19 protein-coding genes and 1 tRNA gene are annotated in these 21,906 nt (G+C 56.1%); 13 read left to right on the top strand and 7 right to left on the bottom strand.

Features of this window, described 5'->3' with window-relative positions; genetic code table 11:
- Positions 1 to 164: 164 nt before the first annotated feature.
- Both ABJK56_RS18190 and ABJK56_RS18185 read right to left on the bottom strand, forming a co-directional pair.
- Positions 165 to 821: a glycine zipper domain-containing protein gene (locus ABJK56_RS18190; protein ID WP_347246102.1), complete on the bottom strand. Its 657-nt coding sequence runs from the start codon at positions 819 to 821 to the stop codon at positions 165 to 167.
- Between the two features lie 301 nt (positions 822 to 1,122).
- Positions 1,123 to 1,198: transfer RNA gene (locus tag ABJK56_RS18185), tRNA-Pro, on the bottom strand.
- Positions 1,199 to 1,716: 518 nt separating this feature from the next.
- Here ABJK56_RS18185 and ispD point away from each other — a divergent pair.
- From ispD to ABJK56_RS18170, 3 genes are all read left to right on the top strand, one after another.
- Positions 1,717 to 2,502 carry a 2-C-methyl-D-erythritol 4-phosphate cytidylyltransferase gene (gene ispD / locus ABJK56_RS18180; protein WP_347246101.1) on the top strand — a complete coding sequence of 262 codons (786 nt, stop codon included), beginning with the start codon at positions 1,717 to 1,719 and terminating at the stop codon, positions 2,500 to 2,502.
- A gap of 181 nt (positions 2,503 to 2,683) precedes the next feature.
- A complete protein-coding gene (locus ABJK56_RS18175; RefSeq protein WP_347246100.1) occupies positions 2,684 to 3,163 on the top strand; it encodes an acyl-CoA thioesterase in 480 nt (159 codons plus the stop codon).
- A gap of 184 nt (positions 3,164 to 3,347) precedes the next feature.
- Entirely contained in the window at positions 3,348 to 3,926 is a 579-nt protein-coding gene (locus ABJK56_RS18170; RefSeq protein WP_347246099.1) for an NAD(P)H-dependent oxidoreductase, read from the top strand.
- 37 nt (positions 3,927 to 3,963) lie between these two features.
- Here the strand turns inward: ABJK56_RS18170 and hisN are convergent, their stop codons facing one another.
- On the bottom strand, positions 3,964 to 4,761 hold the full coding sequence (gene hisN, locus ABJK56_RS18165) for a histidinol-phosphatase (RefSeq protein WP_347246098.1): 798 nt from the start codon (positions 4,759 to 4,761) through the stop codon (positions 3,964 to 3,966).
- 290 nt (positions 4,762 to 5,051) lie between these two features.
- On the opposite strand from hisN, the gene ABJK56_RS18160 reads away from it, so the two are divergent.
- Both ABJK56_RS18160 and ABJK56_RS18155 read left to right on the top strand, forming a co-directional pair.
- Positions 5,052 to 6,347, top strand: a complete 1,296-nt coding sequence (locus ABJK56_RS18160; protein WP_347246097.1) for an ATP-binding protein — start codon at positions 5,052 to 5,054, stop codon at positions 6,345 to 6,347.
- 62 nt (positions 6,348 to 6,409) lie between these two features.
- A complete protein-coding gene (locus tag ABJK56_RS18155; protein WP_347246096.1) occupies positions 6,410 to 7,765 on the top strand; it encodes a sigma-54 dependent transcriptional regulator in 1,356 nt (451 codons plus the stop codon).
- 37 nt (positions 7,766 to 7,802) lie between these two features.
- Here the strand turns inward: ABJK56_RS18155 and ABJK56_RS18150 are convergent, their stop codons facing one another.
- On the bottom strand, positions 7,803 to 8,726 hold the full coding sequence (locus tag ABJK56_RS18150) for a helix-turn-helix domain-containing protein (RefSeq protein WP_347246095.1): 924 nt from the start codon (positions 8,724 to 8,726) through the stop codon (positions 7,803 to 7,805).
- A 277-nt stretch (positions 8,727 to 9,003) separates the two neighbouring features.
- On the opposite strand from ABJK56_RS18150, the gene ABJK56_RS18145 reads away from it, so the two are divergent.
- Together ABJK56_RS18145 and ABJK56_RS18140 are read left to right on the top strand one after the other, a co-directional pair.
- The gene (locus ABJK56_RS18145; protein WP_347246094.1) at positions 9,004 to 9,552 is read left to right on the top strand and encodes a fasciclin domain-containing protein; all 549 of its coding nucleotides are present in this window, start codon (positions 9,004 to 9,006) and stop codon (positions 9,550 to 9,552) included.
- Positions 9,553 to 9,713: 161 nt separating this feature from the next.
- Positions 9,714 to 10,562, top strand: coding sequence for a heme-binding protein (locus tag ABJK56_RS18140; RefSeq protein WP_347246093.1), 849 nt, complete (start codon positions 9,714 to 9,716; stop codon positions 10,560 to 10,562).
- Between the two features lie 136 nt (positions 10,563 to 10,698).
- Here ABJK56_RS18140 and ABJK56_RS18135 read toward each other — a convergent pair whose 3' ends face one another.
- Entirely contained in the window at positions 10,699 to 11,781 is a 1,083-nt protein-coding gene (locus ABJK56_RS18135) for a 3-isopropylmalate dehydrogenase (RefSeq protein ID WP_347246092.1), read from the bottom strand.
- A 491-nt stretch (positions 11,782 to 12,272) separates the two neighbouring features.
- Here ABJK56_RS18135 and ABJK56_RS18130 point away from each other — a divergent pair, with 491 nt between their 5' ends.
- The 6 genes from ABJK56_RS18130 to ABJK56_RS18105 all read left to right on the top strand — a co-directional run bounded on the left by ABJK56_RS18130 (position 12,273) and on the right by ABJK56_RS18105 (position 18,777).
- Positions 12,273 to 13,805, top strand: a complete 1,533-nt coding sequence (locus ABJK56_RS18130; protein ID WP_347246091.1) for a hypothetical protein — start codon at positions 12,273 to 12,275, stop codon at positions 13,803 to 13,805.
- A 702-nt stretch (positions 13,806 to 14,507) separates the two neighbouring features.
- Entirely contained in the window at positions 14,508 to 14,849 is a 342-nt protein-coding gene (locus ABJK56_RS18125; protein WP_347246090.1) for a hypothetical protein, read from the top strand.
- Between the two features lie 392 nt (positions 14,850 to 15,241).
- A complete protein-coding gene (locus ABJK56_RS18120) occupies positions 15,242 to 15,514 on the top strand; it encodes a hypothetical protein (RefSeq protein WP_347246089.1) in 273 nt (90 codons plus the stop codon).
- On the top strand, positions 15,453 to 16,253 hold the full coding sequence (locus ABJK56_RS18115; RefSeq protein ID WP_347246088.1) for a PhoH family protein: 801 nt from the start codon (positions 15,453 to 15,455) through the stop codon (positions 16,251 to 16,253). Before ABJK56_RS18120 ends, ABJK56_RS18115 begins: the two co-directional genes overlap by 62 nt.
- A 189-nt stretch (positions 16,254 to 16,442) precedes the next feature.
- Positions 16,443 to 18,059, top strand: coding sequence for an HDIG domain-containing metalloprotein (locus tag ABJK56_RS18110; protein ID WP_347246087.1), 1,617 nt, complete (start codon positions 16,443 to 16,445; stop codon positions 18,057 to 18,059).
- Between the two features lie 298 nt (positions 18,060 to 18,357).
- A complete protein-coding gene (locus ABJK56_RS18105) occupies positions 18,358 to 18,777 on the top strand; it encodes a DUF3467 domain-containing protein (RefSeq protein ID WP_347246086.1) in 420 nt (139 codons plus the stop codon).
- Between the two features lie 101 nt (positions 18,778 to 18,878).
- On the opposite strand, the gene ABJK56_RS18100 is transcribed toward ABJK56_RS18105, so the two are convergent.
- Positions 18,879 to 20,420: a CRTAC1 family protein gene (locus ABJK56_RS18100; RefSeq protein WP_347246085.1), complete on the bottom strand. Its 1,542-nt coding sequence runs from the start codon at positions 20,418 to 20,420 to the stop codon at positions 18,879 to 18,881.
- Between the two features lie 367 nt (positions 20,421 to 20,787).
- Positions 20,788 to 21,876, bottom strand: a complete 1,089-nt coding sequence (locus ABJK56_RS18095) for a tetratricopeptide repeat protein (RefSeq protein WP_347246084.1) — start codon at positions 21,874 to 21,876, stop codon at positions 20,788 to 20,790.
- Positions 21,877 to 21,906 lie beyond the last annotated feature (30 nt).

Here is a 21,906-nt window from a genome sequence, read left to right as displayed (position 1 = left end):
TCCCAAGTGTCGGCTGCACTGTGTCACATGAGAGGAAGGAGTACCCGGGACGCCACCGGAAAGATTCCGAGAGGCGCAGCAGATCATCTGATCGGGCAGCCGCGGGTATGTAAAGCCTCAAGCGGTAAGTGTAGCTCGGTGTCAAAAGGAACTCGAAGAGTTTTTCAATTGTGGAAAGTGATCCCCCAGCTTACACCCGGCCGAGGGCGGTAGTAGCGGTAATGGTAATGCCAATGGGGCCAGGGCGGTCCCCACCACCAGGGATCGTGCTCGTAGATCACGACCGGTGGAGGACTCGACTCGCGAATGACGATCGGACGGTCATTACTCGGCTGGCGACGCAGAGGCGGTTCTTGCATCGCTTTGATGACGTTCACGCTCACACCCTCTTTCTGCAGGCGGATAATATCATCCGTGGTGGGCTGACGAACCATCCCATTAATGCGAATCTGATTGACGATGAGTTCTTCGGCCACCCCGGCTCTGGTCATGGCAATGACGTCATCAAACGTCACAGCGCCTGCGGGAATTTCCCGGCCTAGCTGTTGCGCAATCAGTGCGCGGTTTTGCGCCTCCATTTCGTCGAGGCTGTCGCCGATGGCTGAACCGGCAAGAGCGCCCACCCCGGCGCCGATGGCGGTTCCGGCGAGGGTATTTCCGGCCGCGTTTCCCACAATCGCCCCCGTCCCGGCTCCCAGGAGCCCGCCGAATAGAGCACCCCGCTCAGCATGCGTCGTGGCACATCCGGATGCGACAAGAGACACCGGCAGAAATAGCCAGAGCCTACCGAAGCAAAACAGGGAACGGCGGGGTAGTATCATCCGTGCGAACTCCTGAAAACTCTCTTCAGGCAGACATCCGTGTCGAAGGACGATCAAATGCTTTGGGCTTACCAGGCCATTGTATCGGCAAAACCGTGAAAAATTTCTAACCGGGCACATCGGGTCGATAAGATAGGCGATTTCTGTGGGCGAGTCAAGATTGTTTGACTTGATGATACGTGTACAATGCAAAACGCCGAAGGCTTAAACACAACCCTCGGCGTTTTTGTGACCCGGCGATGGCAAATTGTGGATTTGATCCGTCCGTGATTCTTCGAATTGAGCAAAAATCACGAATAAGTCGGGGCGACCGGATTTGAACCGGTGACCTCTTGCACCCCAAGCAAGCGCGCTAATCCAGGCTGCGCCACGCCCCGAGCTTTTAGCCTGTGACTCTTTGACCCCACCGCAGGGGAGGTCACATCGCGTTCATCTAACCGCTCCTCTTCGCATTACTTTATCCGATTTCCCTCCGGCTGACAACTCCGCCGATGGAGATTTCCCCAGTTTTCACCAACGCCCAGCACCGAACCCTCACCTGGAGGAGAGCTTGCACGGGAATAATCCTGAGCCCGGCTTGACCTGCTTTTCAGTTCCGTTTTCTTACCTTGGATGAGCGCTACCTTTTCACCGGGCACGCCAAGTGCGTCCCTCCAGAAGCATCTCTTGGAGGGACCGGCTTATCAGGTCCACATTCTGGCGTTTGCACCATCAATTTCACCGGCCGGACTCCAGGTCCTCGATTCAGGTGCTGGTTAAACGGTCGGAGCAATTCATGAATTGCCCGTGCAAGAGGTCCCGCCGTGGCATCTCACAGATTATTGCAAAGGTGGAGATGGATTAGGGTTCCCGGCGTTGACAGGAAGCGAATTTCCGCGGATGGTGAAGGAAAAAGATGTGGCTTTCTCAATTATCTGGCTGGCCAGGAAGGGAGATTGCTGTGGCACGATTCGCCGTCATTTTACCGGCAGCAGGAGCCAGTTCACGATTTCAGGACATGCATTACAAGAAGCCGTTTGCTCCGTTAGCCGGGCGGGCCGTTTGGCTCCATAGTCTGCACCGGTTTTCCCAAAGGGAAGATGTCATCCAGATCATCGTGGCCGTGGCGCCACAAGATCGCGAGGAGTTCCTTGCGCGGTTTAGTGCCGACATCACACTGCTGGGTGTGCAAGTGGTGGAAGGGGGACCGGAGCGCGCGGATTCGGTGCACAACGCCCTTCGCCAAGTGAAATCGGACGCCGAATTCGTCTGTGTTCATGATGCTGCCCGTCCGTGTCTCAGTGAACTGTGGATTGATGCGGTTTTTCAGAAGGCTCAGGAGACAGGGGCTGCCATCCTGGCAGTGCCCGTTACCGCCACACTGAAACGCGTCGACCACTCGGGAGTCATCATGGCAACGCAGTCTCGGGAAGACTTATGGGAAGCTCAAACGCCACAGGTTTTTCGGCGAGACTGGTTGCTGGAAGCGTACGAAAAGCGAGAAGGATTTCCGGCTACCGACGACGCGCAGCTTGTGGAGCGACTGGGGAAGAAAGTGCACGTCGTGCCGGGCTCCTCGCTGAACATCAAGATCACGACCAAGGAGGACCTCAAACTGGCCGAGCAGATCCTCAAGGTATTACCGAAACCAAAAGGTCTGGGGCCCATCCATCCTTTTGCAGGAGACGATCTGTGGCGGTGAGTGCCATGTGTTCCGCGGGTTTGATGGAAACTCGCGTCGACACAAGGGGGCGAAGTCGGAGAAAAATCGGCGATCGGGTGTTCGGTGTAAGAGAACCGGATACATGGTGAGTCAAACCGGGGCTGGCCTTCGAGCGTAATTAATTCATGTACACAAACGGTCTTTGGGGTTGCTGCTGCCGATGACGGCTGTTTTTTATCACCATCGCCTGGTGCAACCGGAGGAGATTGACGCCCTGGGGCACGCCAATAACGTGGCCTACGTCCAGTGGCTTCAGGATGCCGCCGTCGCCCATTCCACGGCGTGTGGATGGTCGCCTGATCGGCACCTCGCTTTGGGGGCAGGCTGGGTGGTTCGCTCGCATAACATCGAGTATTTGGCTCCCGCCCGGTTGGGAGATGAGGTCGTCGTGCAAACCTGGGTTGCGGACTTCAAAAAAGTCACTTCGCGGCGGAAGTACCGGATTTATCGCGGCCGTGATGGAGAACTACTTGCCCGGGCGGAAACGCTTTGGGCGTTTGTCAACTACAAGACCGGTCAACCAACTCGTATTCCTCCGGAGATCATAGCCGCTTTCACCATTTGTCCAGAAGAGCCACCGCCGCTAGAACGAGGCGCGTGTCCGGTGGGTTCGGAGACGGATCGTCCGCAAGCCGAATAGAAACAAACGCTCAGGCGTTTCCACTGCCGAGAGCTTCCTGCACCTGTGGAGGAATTGTCGGATGGGTGCTGTGTATGTTGAGTGGTTGCTGCGGGAGGAAAACTCTCACCGGTCCGGGCAGCCCTTGTCCATTTAAAACAAGACATCCGGAAGAAATCATGGGACAGAGGAGGAAACCGAGACAATGAAGGTGCTCGTGGTCCTTGGACATCCGCGTGTTGGGAGTTTCTGTCAGGCCATTGCCGCGACGGCTGCGCAGACGCTGTGGGAGATCAACCACGAGGTTATCTATCACGATCTGTACCGCGAAAATTTTGACCCCTTATTGCCGTTTGAACAGATTGCCAAGGATGCGGAAGTGCCGTCGGAAATCCGTCAGCATTGCGCGCAACTGCAGGAAGTCGGCGGCTACGTGATCGTTCATCCCAACTGGTGGGGGCAGCCTCCCGCGATCTTGAAAGGTTGGGTCGATCGCGTATTCCGGCAGGGGGTCGCGTATGATTTTACATCGGATGGGGTCAAAGGGCTTTTGGCAGGCAAACGGGCACTGGTCTTCACTACATCCAACACACCGAGAGACGACGAGCTGCGGCTGTACGGCGATCCGCTGGAAAATCTGTGGAAGAACTGCATTTTCGGTTTCTGCGGCGTGACAAATTTTCGTCGCCGAAATTTTGAATCGATTATCCTGAGCACGCACGAACAGCGGGTTGCCTGGCTGGAGGAGGTGCGACTTCTCGTCCGTGAGATGTTTGCTGAGTAGGCAATTAGGGTGACGCGACCTCTACCCGCCCGGACTTTCAGGCGGTTTGCAGGATTCTGAGGATTTCTTCGTGAAGCCAGCCGTTGCTGCCCACGCCGTTGCCCGAGGTGAACGTGGGCTGGCCGGCCCAGTCGGTGAACTTGCCGCCAGCTTCCTCGATGATGGGTTGAATCGCCGCTGCGTCCCAAATCTCCATGAGAGGGTCCACCATGAAATCGATTCGTCCCGTGGCCACGAGAAGATAGCCGTAACCATCCCCCCAGGTCCGGGAAAGGCGGGTCACCTCTTCCAGGCGATGGTAAGCATCACGTCGGCCGATTTTGGTGAAGTTGGCCACTTCGCTCGTCACCCAGGCTGCTTCCGCCAGAGAGCGGCACGTGGAAACGCGGGCAGGTTCGGGGGGATTGTCTCCCCGCTGATACCAGGCACCCGAGCCGCGAGCGGCATAGACACATTCGCCTGTGGCAGGGATCCTGTCCACCCCAAGGAGGGCAGTGCCCTCGTACTCCACTCCAATGAGCGTGGCGTACAGGGGAACCCCGTGGATGAATGATTTTGTGCCGTCAATTGGGTCGATAATCCAGCGAAATCCGCTCCGGCCGCCAGTGTCCCCCCACTCTTCACCGATGACCGCGTCTTCGGGGAATGTCTGAAGGATTCGTTCCCTAATGTAGAACTCAGCCTCGCGGTCCGCCCTGGTGACGGGGGAGGCGTCGGCCTTTCTTTCGACCAGTAGGTCTCGGTTGGAAAAATACCGAAGGGTGATCTCGCCGGCTGCGCGGGCCGCTTCTATCGCAAATTGGAGGCGACGCTGAATATCAGACACGGAAGCCATCACGGTATCCTCGGGTCAATTCACAACGACGGTGTTCCGAAAACTCAGGCCGGTCAGCGCAGCACACGGAGGACGGTGAACCAATCAGAGTCGTGTGTCCTGCCTCCCCGGCGGGCAACGTGTTCCTTATCAACTCCATTATGGATGAAGACGGGCTTCACCGGGACTACGCCCCAGCCGCGAACGATTTGGGGTACAATTAACGTGTCAAGGTGTAATTAATGGGCGCGATGAGACTACCAATCCGCAATTCCCATTTCTGAGTTGCTCTATCACCTTAACCCGATAGCATGAAGCTTCCCCCGAGTGGCGCGATATGGCTGATTCGCATCCGCTGGCTCGCGGCGAGCACCGTTTTCGTCGCGACGACGCTAGGCTATTTCGTGCTCGGGGTATTGCAAACCCCCTACCCTTTGTATGCGGTGGGATTGGGGATGCTTCTTTACAATGCGGTACTGGCGTTCATTGTTCGGGAAGAAAGTCCGATTCGGGGGTTTCGTCCGGAAGATAGCTTCTTTCTCCAGATTGTGCTGGATCTGGTGGCGCTGACTCTGGTCCTTTATTTTTCCGATTTTTGCCACAATCCGTTTGTGATTTACTATATCTTTCATATGATCATCGCAGGCATGTACCTGCGCGGGGCACGACCATACATTGTGGCGGGGGCAACGGCCCTTGTGATCGGGGCCATCATTTTCCTAGAAAGTTTGAACCTAATTCCCCGATGTCCGCTCAGGTTTGGCGGCCAGGAGTTACCGCCGCTCCACAACCTGGAAGCGTTGGCCCTTTTCTGTGCTGTGGCGACCAGCCTCGGGATGGCGACTTATTTCACGACCTCCATCCGGCGCTACGTGGACCGCGCCCATGCCGAGCTTCGCCAGAAGGAAAAAATGCTGGGAATCGGACAGCTCGTCGCGGGAATCGCCCATCAGATTGCCAATCCGCTGGACGGTGTCCAGAACTGTCTGCGCAGAATTAGCGAGGCTGTCAAAAACGACCCCCGGTTGACAGAATACGTGAACATGATGGCCGAAGCCTTGGAACGGATTGAGCGGACAGCGAAGCGCGTCCAGGCCTTTGCGCAGCCTCGCGGCCTGGTTCTGGAAAAAACCGATGTCAACGCCGCCGTGGAAGGTACCCTTGCTATGTTGGGTACACGGATTGGGCAGAACATACGTGTGGAAAAGGACCTTCGGCCGGTGCCGCCGGTGCTGGGAGATAAGTACACCATTCAGGAAGTCGTGTTCAATCTTTGCACCAACGCCCTTGCTGCTATGCCCAATGGCGGAACGCTCACACTCCGTACCAGGACTTTGGGGACGCAGGACGATGATCAAATGAATTCGGTGGCCATCGAGGTCATCGACACGGGTGTTGGAATTCCTCGGGCCAATCTCGAAAGGATTTTTGAGCCGTTTTTTACCACTCGGGCGGACTCGGGAGGAACGGGCCTGGGGCTGGGATTGTGCCGGATGCTGATTTCCGAGATGGGCGGAAGAATTGAAGTTCGCAGCACCCTGGGGCAGGGGACGACTTTCACCGTGATACTGAACGCCTACCGCGATAAGGACAATAAGCCCGCGTGATCTTCAAGGAAGTTTTTGCCTGACGGGTTTCATTTCATTGCTGGGAAGGTTGTCAAACCACTATGCGGATTCTGATTGTGGACGATGAGAAAATCAAGCGGGTGACCTTGGCCGACGATCTCGCCGCACAGGGGTACGAAGTGGACACGGCGGCGGATGGCGAAGAGGCCCTGGAAAAACTGCGGCAGCGGCATTTTGACGTTATCGTTGCCGACGTCAAAATGCCACGGGTGGACGGTTTGGAGTTACTTCGTTATATCAAGCAGGGGGAACAGGCGCCCGCCACGGACGTAATCATGATGACGGCCTACGGAAGCATCCAGTTGGCCGTCGAGTCGATGAAGCTTGGTGCCTACGACTTTATCACGAAGCCCTTCCGGAATGAGGATCTGTTGCCCGTTTTGGCTCGGCTGGAACGCGAGCGTGGTCGGCGGAGAGAAAGCCACTCTGCGGGAACGGCTACCGAAACCCAGAGCATTGATGAACTGGTTATCGGTCAGTCGGCGGTGATGACGCGGGTCAAGAAAATGATCGAAATCTGCACCCGCACCGACGCCAACGTCCTTTTGTGTGGCGAAACCGGTGTGGGCAAGGATTTGATTGCTCAGGTGATTCACCGGAAATCTCACCGCCGAGACCGACCATTTGTGAAAGTGGGCTGCACCCTTTTCCCGGCCCATCTGATGGAAAGCGAATTGTACGGACATGAGAAGGGCGCGTTCACAGGGGCAGATCAGCGGAAGCCTGGCCGATTCGAAATCGCTCAGGGTGGCACGCTGTACCTCGATGATGTGGACGATATCCCGCTCGACCAGCAAGCCAAGCTGCTCCGAGTGATCGAGGAGAAAGTATTCGAGAGGGTAGGCGGCACGACACCGATTCATGCGGATGTCCGTATCATCGCTTCTACCAAGCAAAACCTGCTGGAGAGAGTCAGCCAGGGCACATTCCGCCAGGACCTGTACTACCGTCTGGACGTGCTCCGCATCAATATCCCTCCGCTTCGAGAGAGGCGCGAGGATATTCCCCTACTCGTCGAGTATTTGCTGAAAAAAATTGCGGGGGACAAGCCGTTTACCTTGGGCCCCGGCGCCCTCGAGGTCCTCCAGGAGCATGATTGGCCTGGCAACGTCCGTGAGCTTTACCACACCCTGGAAAGAGTCTATTTGATTGGCAACGGAGAGATTACGGCGGAACTCCTCCGCTCCGAGATTGCCCAGTTCCCAACAAAAACAGCCAAGGGCAGTTCAGAAGGTGGCGGAATAGCCAGTTTTCAAGAGGCCATCAATCAGGCAGAACGCGAACTCCTGGAGAGAGCACTTCGAGAAGCGGGCGGTAACAAGACGGCCGCCGCAGCCGCCCTGGGGATGAAACCGTCGACTTTTCGCGACAAACTGGCCAAGCATGGCCTGGGCTGAACGGGGCATACCGCACGCGGTCGTCGTGGTGGTTGCCTCAACCAGGCGCTATTTCGGATTGCGGCCGGGGCGTCGTCTCATGATCCGCGGTATTGATAGGGGTGGGGGGAAGAGTGTCTAAGAGCATGGCCAGGTGAGTCAAATCCGGGCAATAAGCCGAGTAACTGAGCCGCTGGCGAAGGGACTCGTCAATCGATCGCCCACCGATGACGAAGAGGCACTCAGATTGCCTGCAGTATCCAAACAGATCGCGACAAGCATCGATCACCTCCTGAGGTGACGTTACGTGGGAGATGCTCAGCCAGAAAAGACGCGGCTGCCAATCGGTGATGGCCTGCCGAAGAGTAGGGGCCGGAAGATTTGGGCCCAGGAACCTGGCGCGCCAGCCCTTTTCCCGCAAAACGAGCTGCACGAGCTGGGAGGCCAGGACATAGTGGTCCTGACTGAGGGTGGCCCCAATTGCCAGCGGTTGATGCGCAGTGCCATGTGGAAGAGTTGACGCTATTTCGGCGAGCACTTCCGAGAGAATGCAACAGGCTGTCCTCTCCTGATAAATTTGGAGCTTTCCGCACTCCCATTCATGCCCCATCTGCTCAAAGGCCGGGGCAATGACATGGTCGCCAATTTGTGCAAAGGATAGGCCAACATAGCGAAGCTCGTGGAGAATCACTCGGCAACGGTCGGCCCGAGCATTTTTCAAGGCCTGAAGCAGCTCGTCCTTGGCCTTCTCGAGCACCCTTTGTCCCTGGCCAGAGAAGGCTGGCAGCCCAAGCGCTTCCGGGTGCCGCAAAGGCAGATTGAGGTCCTTGAGCACCCGTAATGCTTCGTTGAGCTCAATGCGGCGGTGTCCACCGGGCGTTCGGGCCACGGGCAGCAGGCCGCGGTCGCACCAGCGCTTCACGGTGGACTCGCTGACGCCGGTAGCTAAGGCGAGCTGTTTCGGGGTCAGAAGTGTGGCCATTTGAACGATTTGAACGATATGTTAATTGCCAGGAGAACCGTTCCCATTACCTAATCCTATACCGTTTTGCTGCACTTTTAAAGGCATCCCGCGTGCTCTACGCGTTTTCTGCATGGCCTGGAGGCAGGACGAGAATTTTTGCAGTTGCCCCTTGCCCGAACACTTTGCCAGGTATAGACTACTTGTGATCGAAATGAACGAATTGTATTCGCTCACGGGCATGCAAGCGGCATGCCCGAGCCGTTCGTAGGTCCCTTTAGGGTAAGGAGGTTTTGTGATGCGTCGGTTTACGTTTGCTGCGGTCGCGATGGCTGTGCTACTCGGAGGGTTCGGTCTGGTTCAGATGAATCGCGCTGAGGAGGCAGCCAAAAAGGACATTGTGGATGTAGCCGTCGAGGCGGGCTCGTTCAAGACTCTCGCCAAAGCGCTCCAGGCTGCCGGCTTGGTCGAGACTTTGAAAGGCAAAGGACCCTTTACGGTATTCGCCCCTACCGATGAGGCCTTCGCCAAGTTGCCTGAGGGTACTCTCGAATCTCTCCTCAAAGACAAAGCGAAGTTGACCGCTGTGCTCACCTACCACGTAGTCGCTGGTGAGTACCCTGCGGAGAAGGTGGTCGCTAGCAAAAGCCTGAAGACGGTTCAGGGGTCCCCCATCAAGATTACCGTGGGCGACGCGGGAGTGAAGGTGAATCAGGCCAAGGTCCTGAAGACCGACATCCGGGCGTCTAACGGCATCATCCACGTCATTGATGCCGTGATTCTACCGCCGGAGAAGTCAGAGGGTGAGGGTTCTTCCTCCTGCAATGCCGGTGGAACCAAGGGTTAAAGATTAGCCTCCCTTGAACTAGATTGACTGTTGTTTGAAACCCCTGCGAGCGTCCGAAGTGGTCGGGGATTGCAACTCTCCGACCCTTCGGATTGTCGCTTCATACGGTAGAAGATTTTTGAGGGAATCAAGAACCATTTGTAAAGAAAGGTCCGTAAACCATGAAACCAGCAATAATTGGCATCTTCTTTGGCGCGGTAGGAATTCTCGCTTTAATATTCGGCAGTGTATTCGGTGACGGGGCGGAATTCCCCGAACATCCCATGGCCAAAAACTATCAGAAGGCCGCGGACGAATTGGCCAAAACTGTTCAGGAGACAGATCCAACAGTCAGAACGTCGGTTCTGACGGAAGCCATTGACCGGGCGATTGCGTTGTTGCCCGAAAACTCATATATCGCGGCACGATTGAAAGATCTGAAAAAAAGTGTTGCTGCCGATGCCAATCAGTCCGAAGTCCTTCCCGCTCTGAAAGCCATCGTGGAAGACCTGCGATTTCGTCCAATAGCGGAGGCCAATTTGCCAGTTGGGTTTCCACCTTGCACTCCTGTTGGCGAGGTAGAGGTCAAGCTGTATCCCGGCTATCGGGCGGCGGTAACCCGCGATAGCGGAACGGCCTTCTGGCGGCTTTTTCTCCACATCAAAAAGAATAACGTGGCCATGACGGCACCCGTCGAAATGACACTGGAAGACAACACGCAGCGCCCTTTGCTGATGGCCTTTCTTTATGAACGCCCGGACCAGGGTAATCCAGGTGAAGACGGTGCCGTGGAAGTCCGCGATTTGCCAGGCGGTTGGTTTGTAAGTACCGGCATCAGAGGTCCCCGATCGAATCAGGCTCTTCAGCTTGCCCGTCAGCGCGTGCAGGATTGGCTCGCGCATCATGGGAATGGGTGGGAAGTTGCGGGGCCACCGCGCCTTTTGGGTTACAACAGCCCCTTCGTCCCGCGGGACAAGTATTACTGGGAGTACCAGATACCGGTGCGGGAAAAGTCATCAGCGAATAACTGAGGGCAGTTTTCCATCCATGAACGCTCCTTGCATATTGTAAAGACCCGAGCCTCGGGTCAGACCGCTGTCCCCGGGATTTGGGTCCGTTAAGCGACCGACAGACTCTGCTCGCAACGTTACGATAGTGCCGTCGGTTTCAGACTTGGTGAAGAGCCTCCACCACCAGATCGCCAACCTGCGAGGTGGTGTATCCCATCTTTCCCGCGGCCTGGCTCTTCATCTTCGTACCTGTCACGATCTGGATGGCCTTGTTGACCCGTTCTGCCGCTCGTTCATGGCCGGTGTGTTCGAGAAGCATTCCGGCCGCTGCGATAGCTGCGATGGGATTGATCATCCCCTTGCCGGTGTACTTGGGAGCGCTGCCGCCCATGGGCTCGAACATGCTCGTGCCGCCCGGCTCGGGATTTATGTTGGCTCCGGCGGCCACTCCCATTCCACCCTGGATGATGGCGGCCAGGTCGGTGATGATGTCCCCGAACATGTTGGTCGTCACGATAACGTCGTAATATTCGGGATTCTTGACCATCCACATGCAGCATGCATCCACGTGGTTGTAGTCGGTTTGAATATCGGGGTATTCGCGGGCCACTTCCTGGAAGGTGCGCCACCAGAGATCGTGCCCGTAGGTCAGCACGTTGGTCTTGGCTACCAGAGTAAGCCGTTTCTTTTTGTTGCGTTTGCGAGTGTACTCAAAGGCCCAGCGGATGCACCGCTCACAACCCTTACGGGTGTAAATGGCAGTTTGGATGGCCACTTCGTCGGGAGTTCCCTTTTTCAGGAAACCGCCGATACCAGCGTAAAGATCTTCCGTATTTTCCCGCACCACCACAAAGTCGATATCGTCGGGACCCTTGCCCGCAAGCGGTGTTTCCACCCCGGGATAGAGCTTCACCGGGCGGAGATTGATGTACTGGTCGAATCGAAACCGTAACTGCAGGAGAAGCCCGCGTTCCAGGATCCCCGGAGGTACGTCAGGATGGCCGATGGCCCCCAAGAGAATGGCGGGAAAGGTTTTCAACTCCTGAAAAACATCCTCCGGAAGCACCTCTCCCGTTCGCAGGTAGCGCTCGCCTCCCAGATCAAATTCGCGGAGTTCGAGCTGGATGCCCTCGAGTTGGGCCACTGCCTTCAACACTTTGACAGCCTCGGCCACCACTTCGGGACCCGTACCATCACCGCCGATGACTGCTACTCGCAACGGGTTGATCGGATTTGTCATAGGTTGTCCTTCCGGCCAAACTCACGTATCTATTGAATTGCATCGCGAAACGTTGATTTTAAATGAGAGCCATAAAAGAGAAAAGTCACTCGTTGGTGTCAGTGAAGTTCACACCCTGCGGAGGCGGATGCCAACGCAGGGAATAGGCGCAATTCGTAAATTGCCACTACTACTCATTGGGCCCTTGGCCGCCGGCGGATTCTCACCAAGATTGAGACGAGTCAGGCTCAAGTCGGAACCGCTTGAATGCGGAAAGTGTGCCGGGCTCTCGTAGATTGGAAACCCCCGTTCGTGCTCAGCTGAGAAACGGATCAATTTGAGTCCCCGGGAGAACCCGGCACCTAGGCCAGGAAATATCGCTCGGCACTTCCAAAAGGGGGTGGATTCCAGCCTGGAACCTCTGGACGTGTGGTACACTCAAAAAAAGAGACAACTTGCTCGAGCAGTGCATTTTTGCCGCTGGTCTCCGTTCCCGCAATTTGGGAGCTGTCATGGCTATAGGAACCAACTACAAGGTTTATTTGTGGCAAGTCCTGGGATTAGCGGTCACGTCTTTTGTGGTTACCGCCTCCGTTTCGGCGGACGAACTTACTGACGCTCTCAGACGTCAGACGGAGGCCTACCGAGGAAAGCTCGAGTCTCTGGCGGAGTGGTGCGAAAGCCAGGGATTGACGGAAGAAGCCGAACGGACTCGTCGGTGGCTACACCCGGTTCTGGAAGACCGCCTTCTGGTGCCCATTCTGCCACGCAAGATGGGTACCCTTGAACCCTCGGAAGAAGAGTCGCCGGCGCGTCAAGAGTGGTTCAGACGTTGGGCGGCCCTGAGAAAAGAGCAGGCTGACGCCTTGTTTGCTTTAGCCCGCGGGGCTATCAGGCAGGGACGAGCTGCTCTCGCCCTGGACTTGGCCATGGCAGCCCTTCACGAGAATCCCGATCACGAAGGACTTCGTCGCCTTTTCGGTTTCCAGGCCTATTCCGGATACTGGCGCACGCCTTATGAAGTCCGCCGATTGCGGGCAGGAGATGTGTGGCACGATCGTTTCGGCTGGTTACCCAAAAGCTACGTTGCCCGGTACGAGCAGGGGGAACGCTTCTACAACAACCGATGGATCTCAGTGGAAGAGGATCGCAAGCTGAGGAGCACACTTCAGAACGGCTGGGTGGTGGAAACCGAACATTATCGGGTCCTGACGAATCACAGCCTGGAGGAGGGGGTTCGCCTGGCCGAACAGTTCGAGCGGCTCAATGAAGTATGGAGCCGCCTGTTCATTCGGTTTTACACCACAGACGCGCAAATCCGTGCGCTGTTCGATCTTCGCAATCGCCCGCCAGCGGGCAATCCGGTACAGCACCGCGTAGTCCTCTTCCGCAATCGCGAGGAGTACAACGCAGCTTTGAAAAGTCGGTATCCGCAGGTCGAACTCAGCGTCGGGCTGTACGACGGTGCGAGTCGCTGTTGTTATTTTTTTGCGGGACCAGGTTTTGACGCCTCCACTGCCTATCATGAAGCCACACACCAGTTGTTCCAGGAGGTCGGCCGATCGGTGCCAAATCCTGGATTCCGCTGCAATTACTGGGTGATCGAAGGAGCGGCTATGTATCTCGAGACGCTGCGCCAAGAAGGGGATTTCTTTGTGCTCGGGGGAATTGATACACCGCGGCTATTGGCCGCCCGGGTGCGATTCCTCCAGGATCGTTTTTACATCCCGCTGGAAAAGTTTTGTAATTTGGGCATGGAGGAATTTCAGACCGACTCGCGGATCGGAGCTCTCTACAGTCAGGCGGCCGGGTTAACGCAGTTTTTTATGCATTTTGATGGCGGGCGCTACCGGGATGCTTTGGTGAATTTTTTGGCAGCCGTTTACCTCGGCCGTGATCATGCAGACAGCCTTTCCCAACTGACGGGAGTACGCTTCTCACAATTGGACGAGCAGTACGCAGCTTACATGAAATCGTTACCCAGTCTCCCGTTGATGCGGATCGAAGAACCCACCCCGAAGCCTGCATCCGGTCCTGGAAATTGACGATTTTGGGACCTGCCACCTGGAGTGTTTTCCTTCGGGTGAAAAGAGGGACCAAAGCTCCTAGCCTTTTGAGCAGTCATTAAGGCAGGTCCTCTGACGTCTTGGGACCCAGTCGATCGCTCGCAAATCTTTTCGGCTAATATTTGACATAAGTCGAATCGTGGGTAACATAGTATGGGGCGCTCCGATTTCGGCTAGTGCGCGGGGCTCCTGCGACATCGCGGCACCCGAATCGGAAAATGGTGAAGAGAGGTTAAATTAGAAAGCTGTGCATTATAGTGAATTTCGATTAGGTAGTACTAACGGGCCGATAAGCGGCCGGCGGGGTTAATAATCTGGAGCGAGCATCGCGGTCAGATTTTTGCGGCGGCCACACTCGCGTGACGGGCTGTTGGGTGGCAGTGGTGTGAATGCGGAATGTGGCTTAGGCTCGTGATGGAGTTTCTCGCGCGGACCTTCTGCGCGGGACGGGAATGCAGCCATTATATTGATGGAAGGCTTAAGTAGCGCGTGGTGCGCCCTCAAAACCGCTGTCCGGGAATCCGCGGCTGCGTACGGCGAAGGTTCGATTTAAGAGGACCGCGACCGGGGAAATGAAGGAAATGTTCAGCAAAAAGGGAATGAAACCGCGAGAAAGGAGGCCCAAGGTGTCGTGAGGAGATTTTGCTTATCCTCGAGCGGCTCAGCGAGAGGTCCGCAGTTATGTCCTTTATCGAAGTTTACTGTCCTCATGGGCATCGATTGAAGGTCCGCGAAGAATATAGCGGCCGGACAGGCACGTGTCCGGTTTGTGGGGCCAAAGTAAAGGTCCCCGAGAAAAAACAGAGCCTCAGTGAGGACGAGATTTTGAAGCTTCTTGGGGAGGCCCCGCCACCTCGGGCGGAAAACCCCATTGCTGAGTCCGTCAGTGAAGGGCCGTCGCAACCGGCGCCGACGCGACTGCCTAAAAAGATTTGCGAAAAGTGCCATCGTGAGATTATTGCGGCCACCAGGATTTGTCCGTATTGTCACACCTACTTGGGGTTTAAAGATCTGAACATTTAGCGCTCGTCTGTGTGGCTCATCCGCGTGCAGTACCGCGTGATTCCCGGCCGAAAATCAGTTGGCTTGCCCGGATATCAGGGAACTTGAGCGATTCCGGTTTGAGCGTGGTCTGCGTTGTGGGTAATTCAACGCCAATCGATACTTAAGGAGTATTCCATGTCACCCTATAGCAGGGAGATACTTGGCATGCGACACGGTATAAGATTGACTATAGTAGAGCATTAGGTAGCCGCAGCTCGTTGAAAGAGGTCCAAGGTAAGCCGCTGTGGAAAGGACCGGAAAACACACTGCCTGGTCTGAAATTGAGTGCCAAGGTTGCGGGAAGCTTGCCTGAAGGATTGTAAGAATCATCAAGCCTGAAACGATTTAAGGGAGGTGTTGCCCTTCGTTCGATGAGTGAGCGTTCCATCTCGATTGTCAACTGGGAGACGCTGGCCGGTGTTCTGGGACCTTGCGATCAGCACGCGCGGATGATCCGGGAGGTGCTGGGAGTCCGGGTGACGGCCAACAACAATAAAATTTACGTCAGCGGGGAAGACGCCGCAGTGCTCCAGGCCACAGAAATCCTGGAGCGTCTGCAATCGCTCGTTCGCGCCCGAGGAAGTGCGCCGGCTTCTGCTGGAGGTGAGAACGGGCCCGATTCAGGAAGATGTCCCGCCTATTGAAGTGTTCGGTGGACGCCGGGTTTATCCGCGAACACCCGGGCAGGCGCGATACGTGTCGGCCATCGAGAAGCACGACATTGTGTTCTGTATCGGCCCGGCGGGAACCGGCAAGACTTACCTCGCCGTGGCGATGGCGGTGGCGGCCCTGCGAGAGCAGCGAATCCGCAAGGTCGTTCTGACTCGACCTGCTGTCGAGGCTGGGGAGAGTTTGGGATTTTTGCCGGGCGATCTTCAGGCGAAAATTTCGCCCTATCTGCGACCGCTTATGGACGCACTCCGGGATATAGTGGGGTATGACATGGCTGCTCGCTATGCTGAGGAGGAACGCATTGAAGTGCTGCCCCTCGCATATATGCGTGGCCGTACACTCAACGAGGCATTCATGATCCTCGACGAAGCTCAGAATACCACCGTGGCTCAGATGAAAATGTTCCTCACGCGCATGGGCCATCAATCCAAGATCGTTGTGTCGGGAGACACGACCCAGATCGATCTTCCTCCCAACACAAAGAGCGGATTGGTGGACGCATGGACGAGGCTTCGGCATATCCCGGGGATTGCGCAGGTTGAGCTGACTAGGGCGGATATTGTCCGGCATCCCCTCGTTCAGGCTATTGTGGATGCCTACGAGGGGCGATCGTCCCGGAGGGACCGGAGCTCTGAGACCAGTGCGTCTCATCGGCAAGAGGAACGATCTGAGATCTCCGGGCCCATGAGCGAGGAAATTTCGGATGCGTAAGGGAGGCGTGCGATCGGTTTTCTAAAATTCGGTGCACCAAAACGAAAACGTGCGGAGCGCCTGGCCGGGCTGGTTCAGGTCCCCACCAAGTGGGAACTGGCCTGGAACCGTCTTCGCCGGACTGAAGTGGGGCTGCGAGCGGTTCTCGGGCTGATGGCGGCGACCCTATTGACCGTGAGCATTCATGGGATGCTGCCCCCCCAACCCGAGCGGTCAGGGAATCTGGCGATTGATGCCCGGTACTCTCTACCCGCCGGCACTTTGCATTGGCATCTCCGCGGAACTGACTCCGAAGGCGCGGAACCAGAGGTGGTGCCGACCCCCCAGCGAGGTGCCTGGCTTCACACGGTGGAAAGGTTTATCGCCGTTTGGCTTTTGATGGTAGGCCTTCTAGGAGTCGTGGCCTTGTACCTTTTCTTTCGGGAACGCCGTGTGCTGGTGAAGCTCCATTCCCTCGCCAGCGTGCTCGTCCTTCTGGTTGTGACCGTCGCTCTGGCCCAGTGGCTGGCCAGAGAGGTCCCCTATGCTGAATTGATCCCGATGATCATCTTTGGACAGACGCTCGCGGTGGCCTATCACCGGGAGCTGGCACTCCTATTCGCCGGGGTCATGATTCTGGTGGTGGTGCTGGGTACGGGAATGGAAGTGGGGGCCGTCTTGTTATGGGGGGCCGTCGTCGCCTGGGCGATTCTTCAGCTCGATTCCATTCGCACGCGGACGAAGTTGCTTTACGTCAGCATGGGGGCGGCGGCTGTTGGTGTGGTTGTTCGCTTGCTCGTGGCCCTCCTCAACCAAGTGCCAGTGGATACGGTACTACTCGCCGAGTTAGGCCGCCTCGCCCTTGCCTGCGTGGTGAGCGGTTTCCTCATGGAAGGGTTGCTTCCGTTTGTGGAACGCTTCTTCGGCGTACTCACGGATATGTCGCTCTTGGAGCTGAGCGATCTGTCGCACCCGCTTTTGAGAGAATTAGCTCGCCGGGCCCCGAGCACGTACAATCACTCGATCAACGTGGGAGCGCTAGCGGAGGCGGCAGCCGAGTCCATTGGTGCCCGCGGATTGCTCGTGCGGGTTGGAGCGTATTTTCACGACATCGGGAAAATGCTCAAGCCAGGCTATTTCATCGAGAATCAAGCCGATGCTCCCAGTAAACACGAAACCCTTGAACCGACCATGAGCAGCCTGGTCATCATCGCCCATGTCAAAGATGGAGCGGACCTTGCGCGGCAGCATCATCTTCCAGAGTTGATCATCGACTTTATCGAACAGCATCACGGCACGACGCTTGTGGAGTATTTCTACGAGCGCGCCCGGGGAAAGCAGGAGAGCCAGCCGGAAGCACCCAAGGTGGATGAAAATAACTTCCGCTACCCGGGACCGCGTCCGCAGACCAAAGAGGCCGCTGTGCTTATGCTCGCTGATGCTGTGGAAAGTGCCGTCCGCAGCCTGAAGGACCCGGCCCCATCCCGCATTGAGGCGGTTGTCCGAGACATCGCCGAAAAGAAACTGCATGAGGGTCAGTTTGATGATACCAATCTGACGCTACGAGAGCTTCGCACCATCGAAGACAGCCTCATCAAGTCACTCGTAGCGATGTACCATGGGCGGATCAAATATCCGGAACGACGCACGGAAGATCGTAGAGAGACGGAGCGCCGCTCGGAATCGGTGACCACTCCAAACCGGCAGCAAGCAACCGCGCGGGCCAACGGCAGTGACGGCCCGAAAAATGGTGCCGGTGGAGACACTTCGACTGGTGCTGTGGCGCCAGCAGGTGGTCAAAAGAGTTCTCCGTCTGAAAATAGTTAAAACCTCGCCATCAAGGGGACTCGCCCCGAATCACGTGATGGCCTGGCCTCAGGATTCCTCCGCTTTTACCGGTGGTTTGGAATTCGCGGAATGAAACGCCGAGGGCCGACCGGCAATCGGTGGCCATGTAGTTGTGAAATATGACCTTACGAAATGTGTGCTATATTCCTTTAGACGGTGATTCCATGACAATGGGAGCTGGCGGTATCTTCTACCGCCGGTTGTGATAGTGGGGTCGCGCCATATGGTGGTGCGACGAAGAGTTAAGAGGACCTAATTTTCACGAAAGGGATTGGCCGTGTCAGACTTCGATCTTCCTCACCCCCCGGAAACAGATGTCACGGATCAGGAAAACAAGGCATCACAAACTGCCGTGGAACCGCAACAGTTTCAGCAACAGCAGGCGGCTCCACCTCGGGTCACGCTGCAGATTGACGACAGCAAGGTGACAGCCAGTTATGCGAATTTCTGTCGTGTCACTGGAACGCCGGAAGAGGTCATCATCGACTTCGGTTTGAATCCGCAGCCGATCGGCATTCCTGCCCAGCCGATCGTGGTGAGCCAACGGATTGTCATGAATTTTTATACCGCCAAGCGGATGCTTCACGCACTTCAGCTTACAATCCAGCGGCACGAAGCCACCTTCGGTGTCCTTGAGACAGACATCCAGAAGCGTGTTCGGGCGATACCGCCTGTTCCGCCTCGCCCGAATCAATGAGTAATCTGGCGCAGTCGGCAAGCGTAGAGGTTCGTGAACTAACCACAAACAAGGGCGTGACTGCGTCGCGCCACGTGAGTTAATACAGACCACGTGGCGCGTTATTTTCTTTGGGGAGAAGAGCTCGATGGTGTGGTGTGCACCGTGAGCCAACTGGTTTCACCTTCAATGAGCTTGACAATTCGGTTGGCCGGAATGTGTGACCACCGCTCGATGCGTCCGGTCGGCCAGGTGACTTCGATAAGCTGAGCTTCATTGTGCTCTCGGAGACCGAAATGAAGTCGCCGGCCCCAGTCACTCTGGTATCCGCGTCCGCTGTGAACCTCGTCATACTGGACGAGGTCGCCAGCCACCACTTTGACCTTAGCGCCAATTGCGCTCCGGTTACTGGCGCGACCTTCCAGGAGAAGCTCCAACCAGTTGTAGGGGGTCGGCGTCTCGTTGTGCAGAATCGTGGGAGAGTCCCGGGAATTAACAACCACAATGTCAATGCGCCCGTCATTATCGAGGTCGGCACCGGCGGCTCCGCGGCTGCTCTTGGCAACCTGGAGCCCATCGCCGCTTTGGGCGCTGACGTTAACGAACCGTCCGTCGCCTTGGTTCTTCAGAACAATGTTTTTCGCGCGGTAGGATGTGCTGCGATCGCGGAGTTCTACATTATCATCCAGATGACCGCAAGCGATAAAGACATCTTTGTCACCATCGTTGTCGAAGTCAGCAAGGACGACGCCCCAGGTCACGTAGGGATAGCTTCCCGCACCGGCTCCGGTGACGGCCGTCGCATCTTCAAAGAATGCCTTGCCGAGGTTGCGGTAGAAGGTGACCGTCTCGTTCTGGTAGGACGTCATAAAGAGATCCAGCCAGCCGTCGCGGTTTAAGTCGCCGCAGTCCACACCCATACTCGCCTGGGGAGAGCCACTGGCATCGTAGGCGACGCCACGCAAGATGGCGGCTTCCTCAAAGTGGCCGAATCCATCATTAATAAGGAGAAAGTTTTCTCGCACGTCATTGCAAATGAAGATGTCATCGTCTCCATCGTTGTCAAAATCGCCGGCAACCATGCCCATGGTTGTTCCAGCGAGTTGAGAGATGCCCGAAGGCCCGGAAATATCCGCGAAAGTACCGTCTCTCTGATTATGATAGAGAGTATCAGGAACGGCTGTATAGTCGAGCGGTCCGGGGTAAGAGGGGACAGCATTAATGGTCCGCGATATATGCTGGTCAAATGTAAAGTGAATATAGTTACCGACATACAAATCTACCCATCCATCCCGGTCAATATCAACAAAACATACCCCGGCCCCCATTTTCTCTCCGTTCGCAGTTCCTGTCTGGTGGGTAACATCGGTGAACGTTCCGTCACCGTTATTTCTGTAAAACACGTTCGGTCCGAAATTGTTGACATAGATATCCTCGTCACCATCGTTGTCGAAATCGGCAGCGGCGACTCCCAGTCCGTAGCCAGTGTCTCCGACTCCGGCCTGATCAGTGGCATCCACGAATCGCCAATTACCCAGGTTGCGATACAAATGATTTCGAGGAGACGGAGGACCAGTGTAGCCCGGGAGTGGAGCGCCATTAAGGAAATAGATATCAATCCAGCCATCGTTGTTGTAATCGAACAAAAGCAGGCCAGCGGACATGGGCTCAATCACGTACCGGCGGCCACTGCTCCCATCGGTATGAACGAACTGAATGCCGCATGAATCCGTGACGTCTCGAAAACAAAAGGAAGCAGGTGCAGGCCTTGTCGATTGATTCTCGACTCCCTGCGCGGAAGAGGCCAAAGAACGGTGCGTTTCTAAATCTGTGGCTTCGGGGCTGGGACGGTCCGCCTGTTCTGGGCGACGGCATCCCGGTACCGGCAGAGTGAGAAGGACAAAAAAAAGCATTATCAAAAACGCGAAGCCGACACTCAAATCGCTCCAAGGCGACGATCGCATACATCCCATAACTCAATCTCACCAGCCCGAGTTCATCAAGCTGTTTGTCAGCCATGTCGTCAGGCTATCATGGCCGCGTATTCGAGGAACTCTTCTGGGGCGGCTGACCCTGTGATTGTGTGTCCCTTTGGTGGTCTCCCTCGCCCTGAGAAACGGAGTGAGCGACCGCTGCCACGGGCGCCAGTTCTTTGAGCCGAATTTCCGCCAGAACCTGTCGTGCCACCGGCTGGTCGGGTTGAAGTTGAATAGCCCGGTGCGCAATCGCTCTTGACTGCTCGATCGCATCGACCGCTAGGAGAAATCTGGCGACACCACCGTACACCTCGGCCAGTTTTCCGGCAAGGTCCGTTCGCTCGTCAAAACGACGTCGCTCTTGTCGCTGTTTTTGGCGTTCCGACTCACGAAGCTGTTTGAGCTGTTCGGCCACTTTATCGGCTTCGGCCTGGCGGCCCAAACGGGCCAGAACAAGCGACAGGCCATACAAAGCAGATGTATCATTGGGACTGCGGGAAAGAGCCAGTTCATACATGAGTCGCGCTTTGGCCAGATCACCTTTATGCAGATAACACTCTCCGAGCATGGTGTATCGCCATAGCGACTCTACCGTAGAAGGAAAGTCATTTTCCAGTAGATCAATGGCGTCATCAATCTTTCCGGCTTTAATGAGTACATCGCCTAACTCGAGAAGCGGTTCCAGAGCCCGTGGGCTGAAGCGAAGCGTCTCACGATATTCACTGATTGCGGCTTCATAATCGCCATGCAAAGCCCGCACGATCGCCACCCCATGATGAGCAAAGGGATAGGTGGGATCGATGCTTATCGCACGGCACCATAACTGTTCAGCTTTATCAAGTTCACCGCGGTGGAACCGCAGCCGAGCGCTAAGCTCGAGCATTTCCACGCATTGGGGGAACGTTATTTCGAGCCACTGCGCAACTGCGTCCATCTCCGCGGCGACCTGCTGCCCCGTCTCGGGTATCGGCTTATTGACGACTTCGGGAACAATAATAGTTGCTCCCGAACGACTCTGTGCAGTTTCCTGTTGAATATGTTCTTTGAATAACACCTGACGTTTAATTAAAATAAAGGAAATAGCTCCAAGTCCAACTCCTGCAATCACCACCAGCCAAGTGAGAACGTGCGTGCGCGAGGTCATTTGAGTGGCCTCCCTCGTGTGGCTTTTATC

Origin of the sequence: Thermogutta sp. (genome assembly GCF_039793925.1) — a bacterium.
Classification (GTDB): Bacteria; Planctomycetota; Planctomycetia; order Pirellulales; family Thermoguttaceae; genus Thermogutta.
This window is presented reverse-complemented; position numbering and strand designations above follow the sequence as displayed.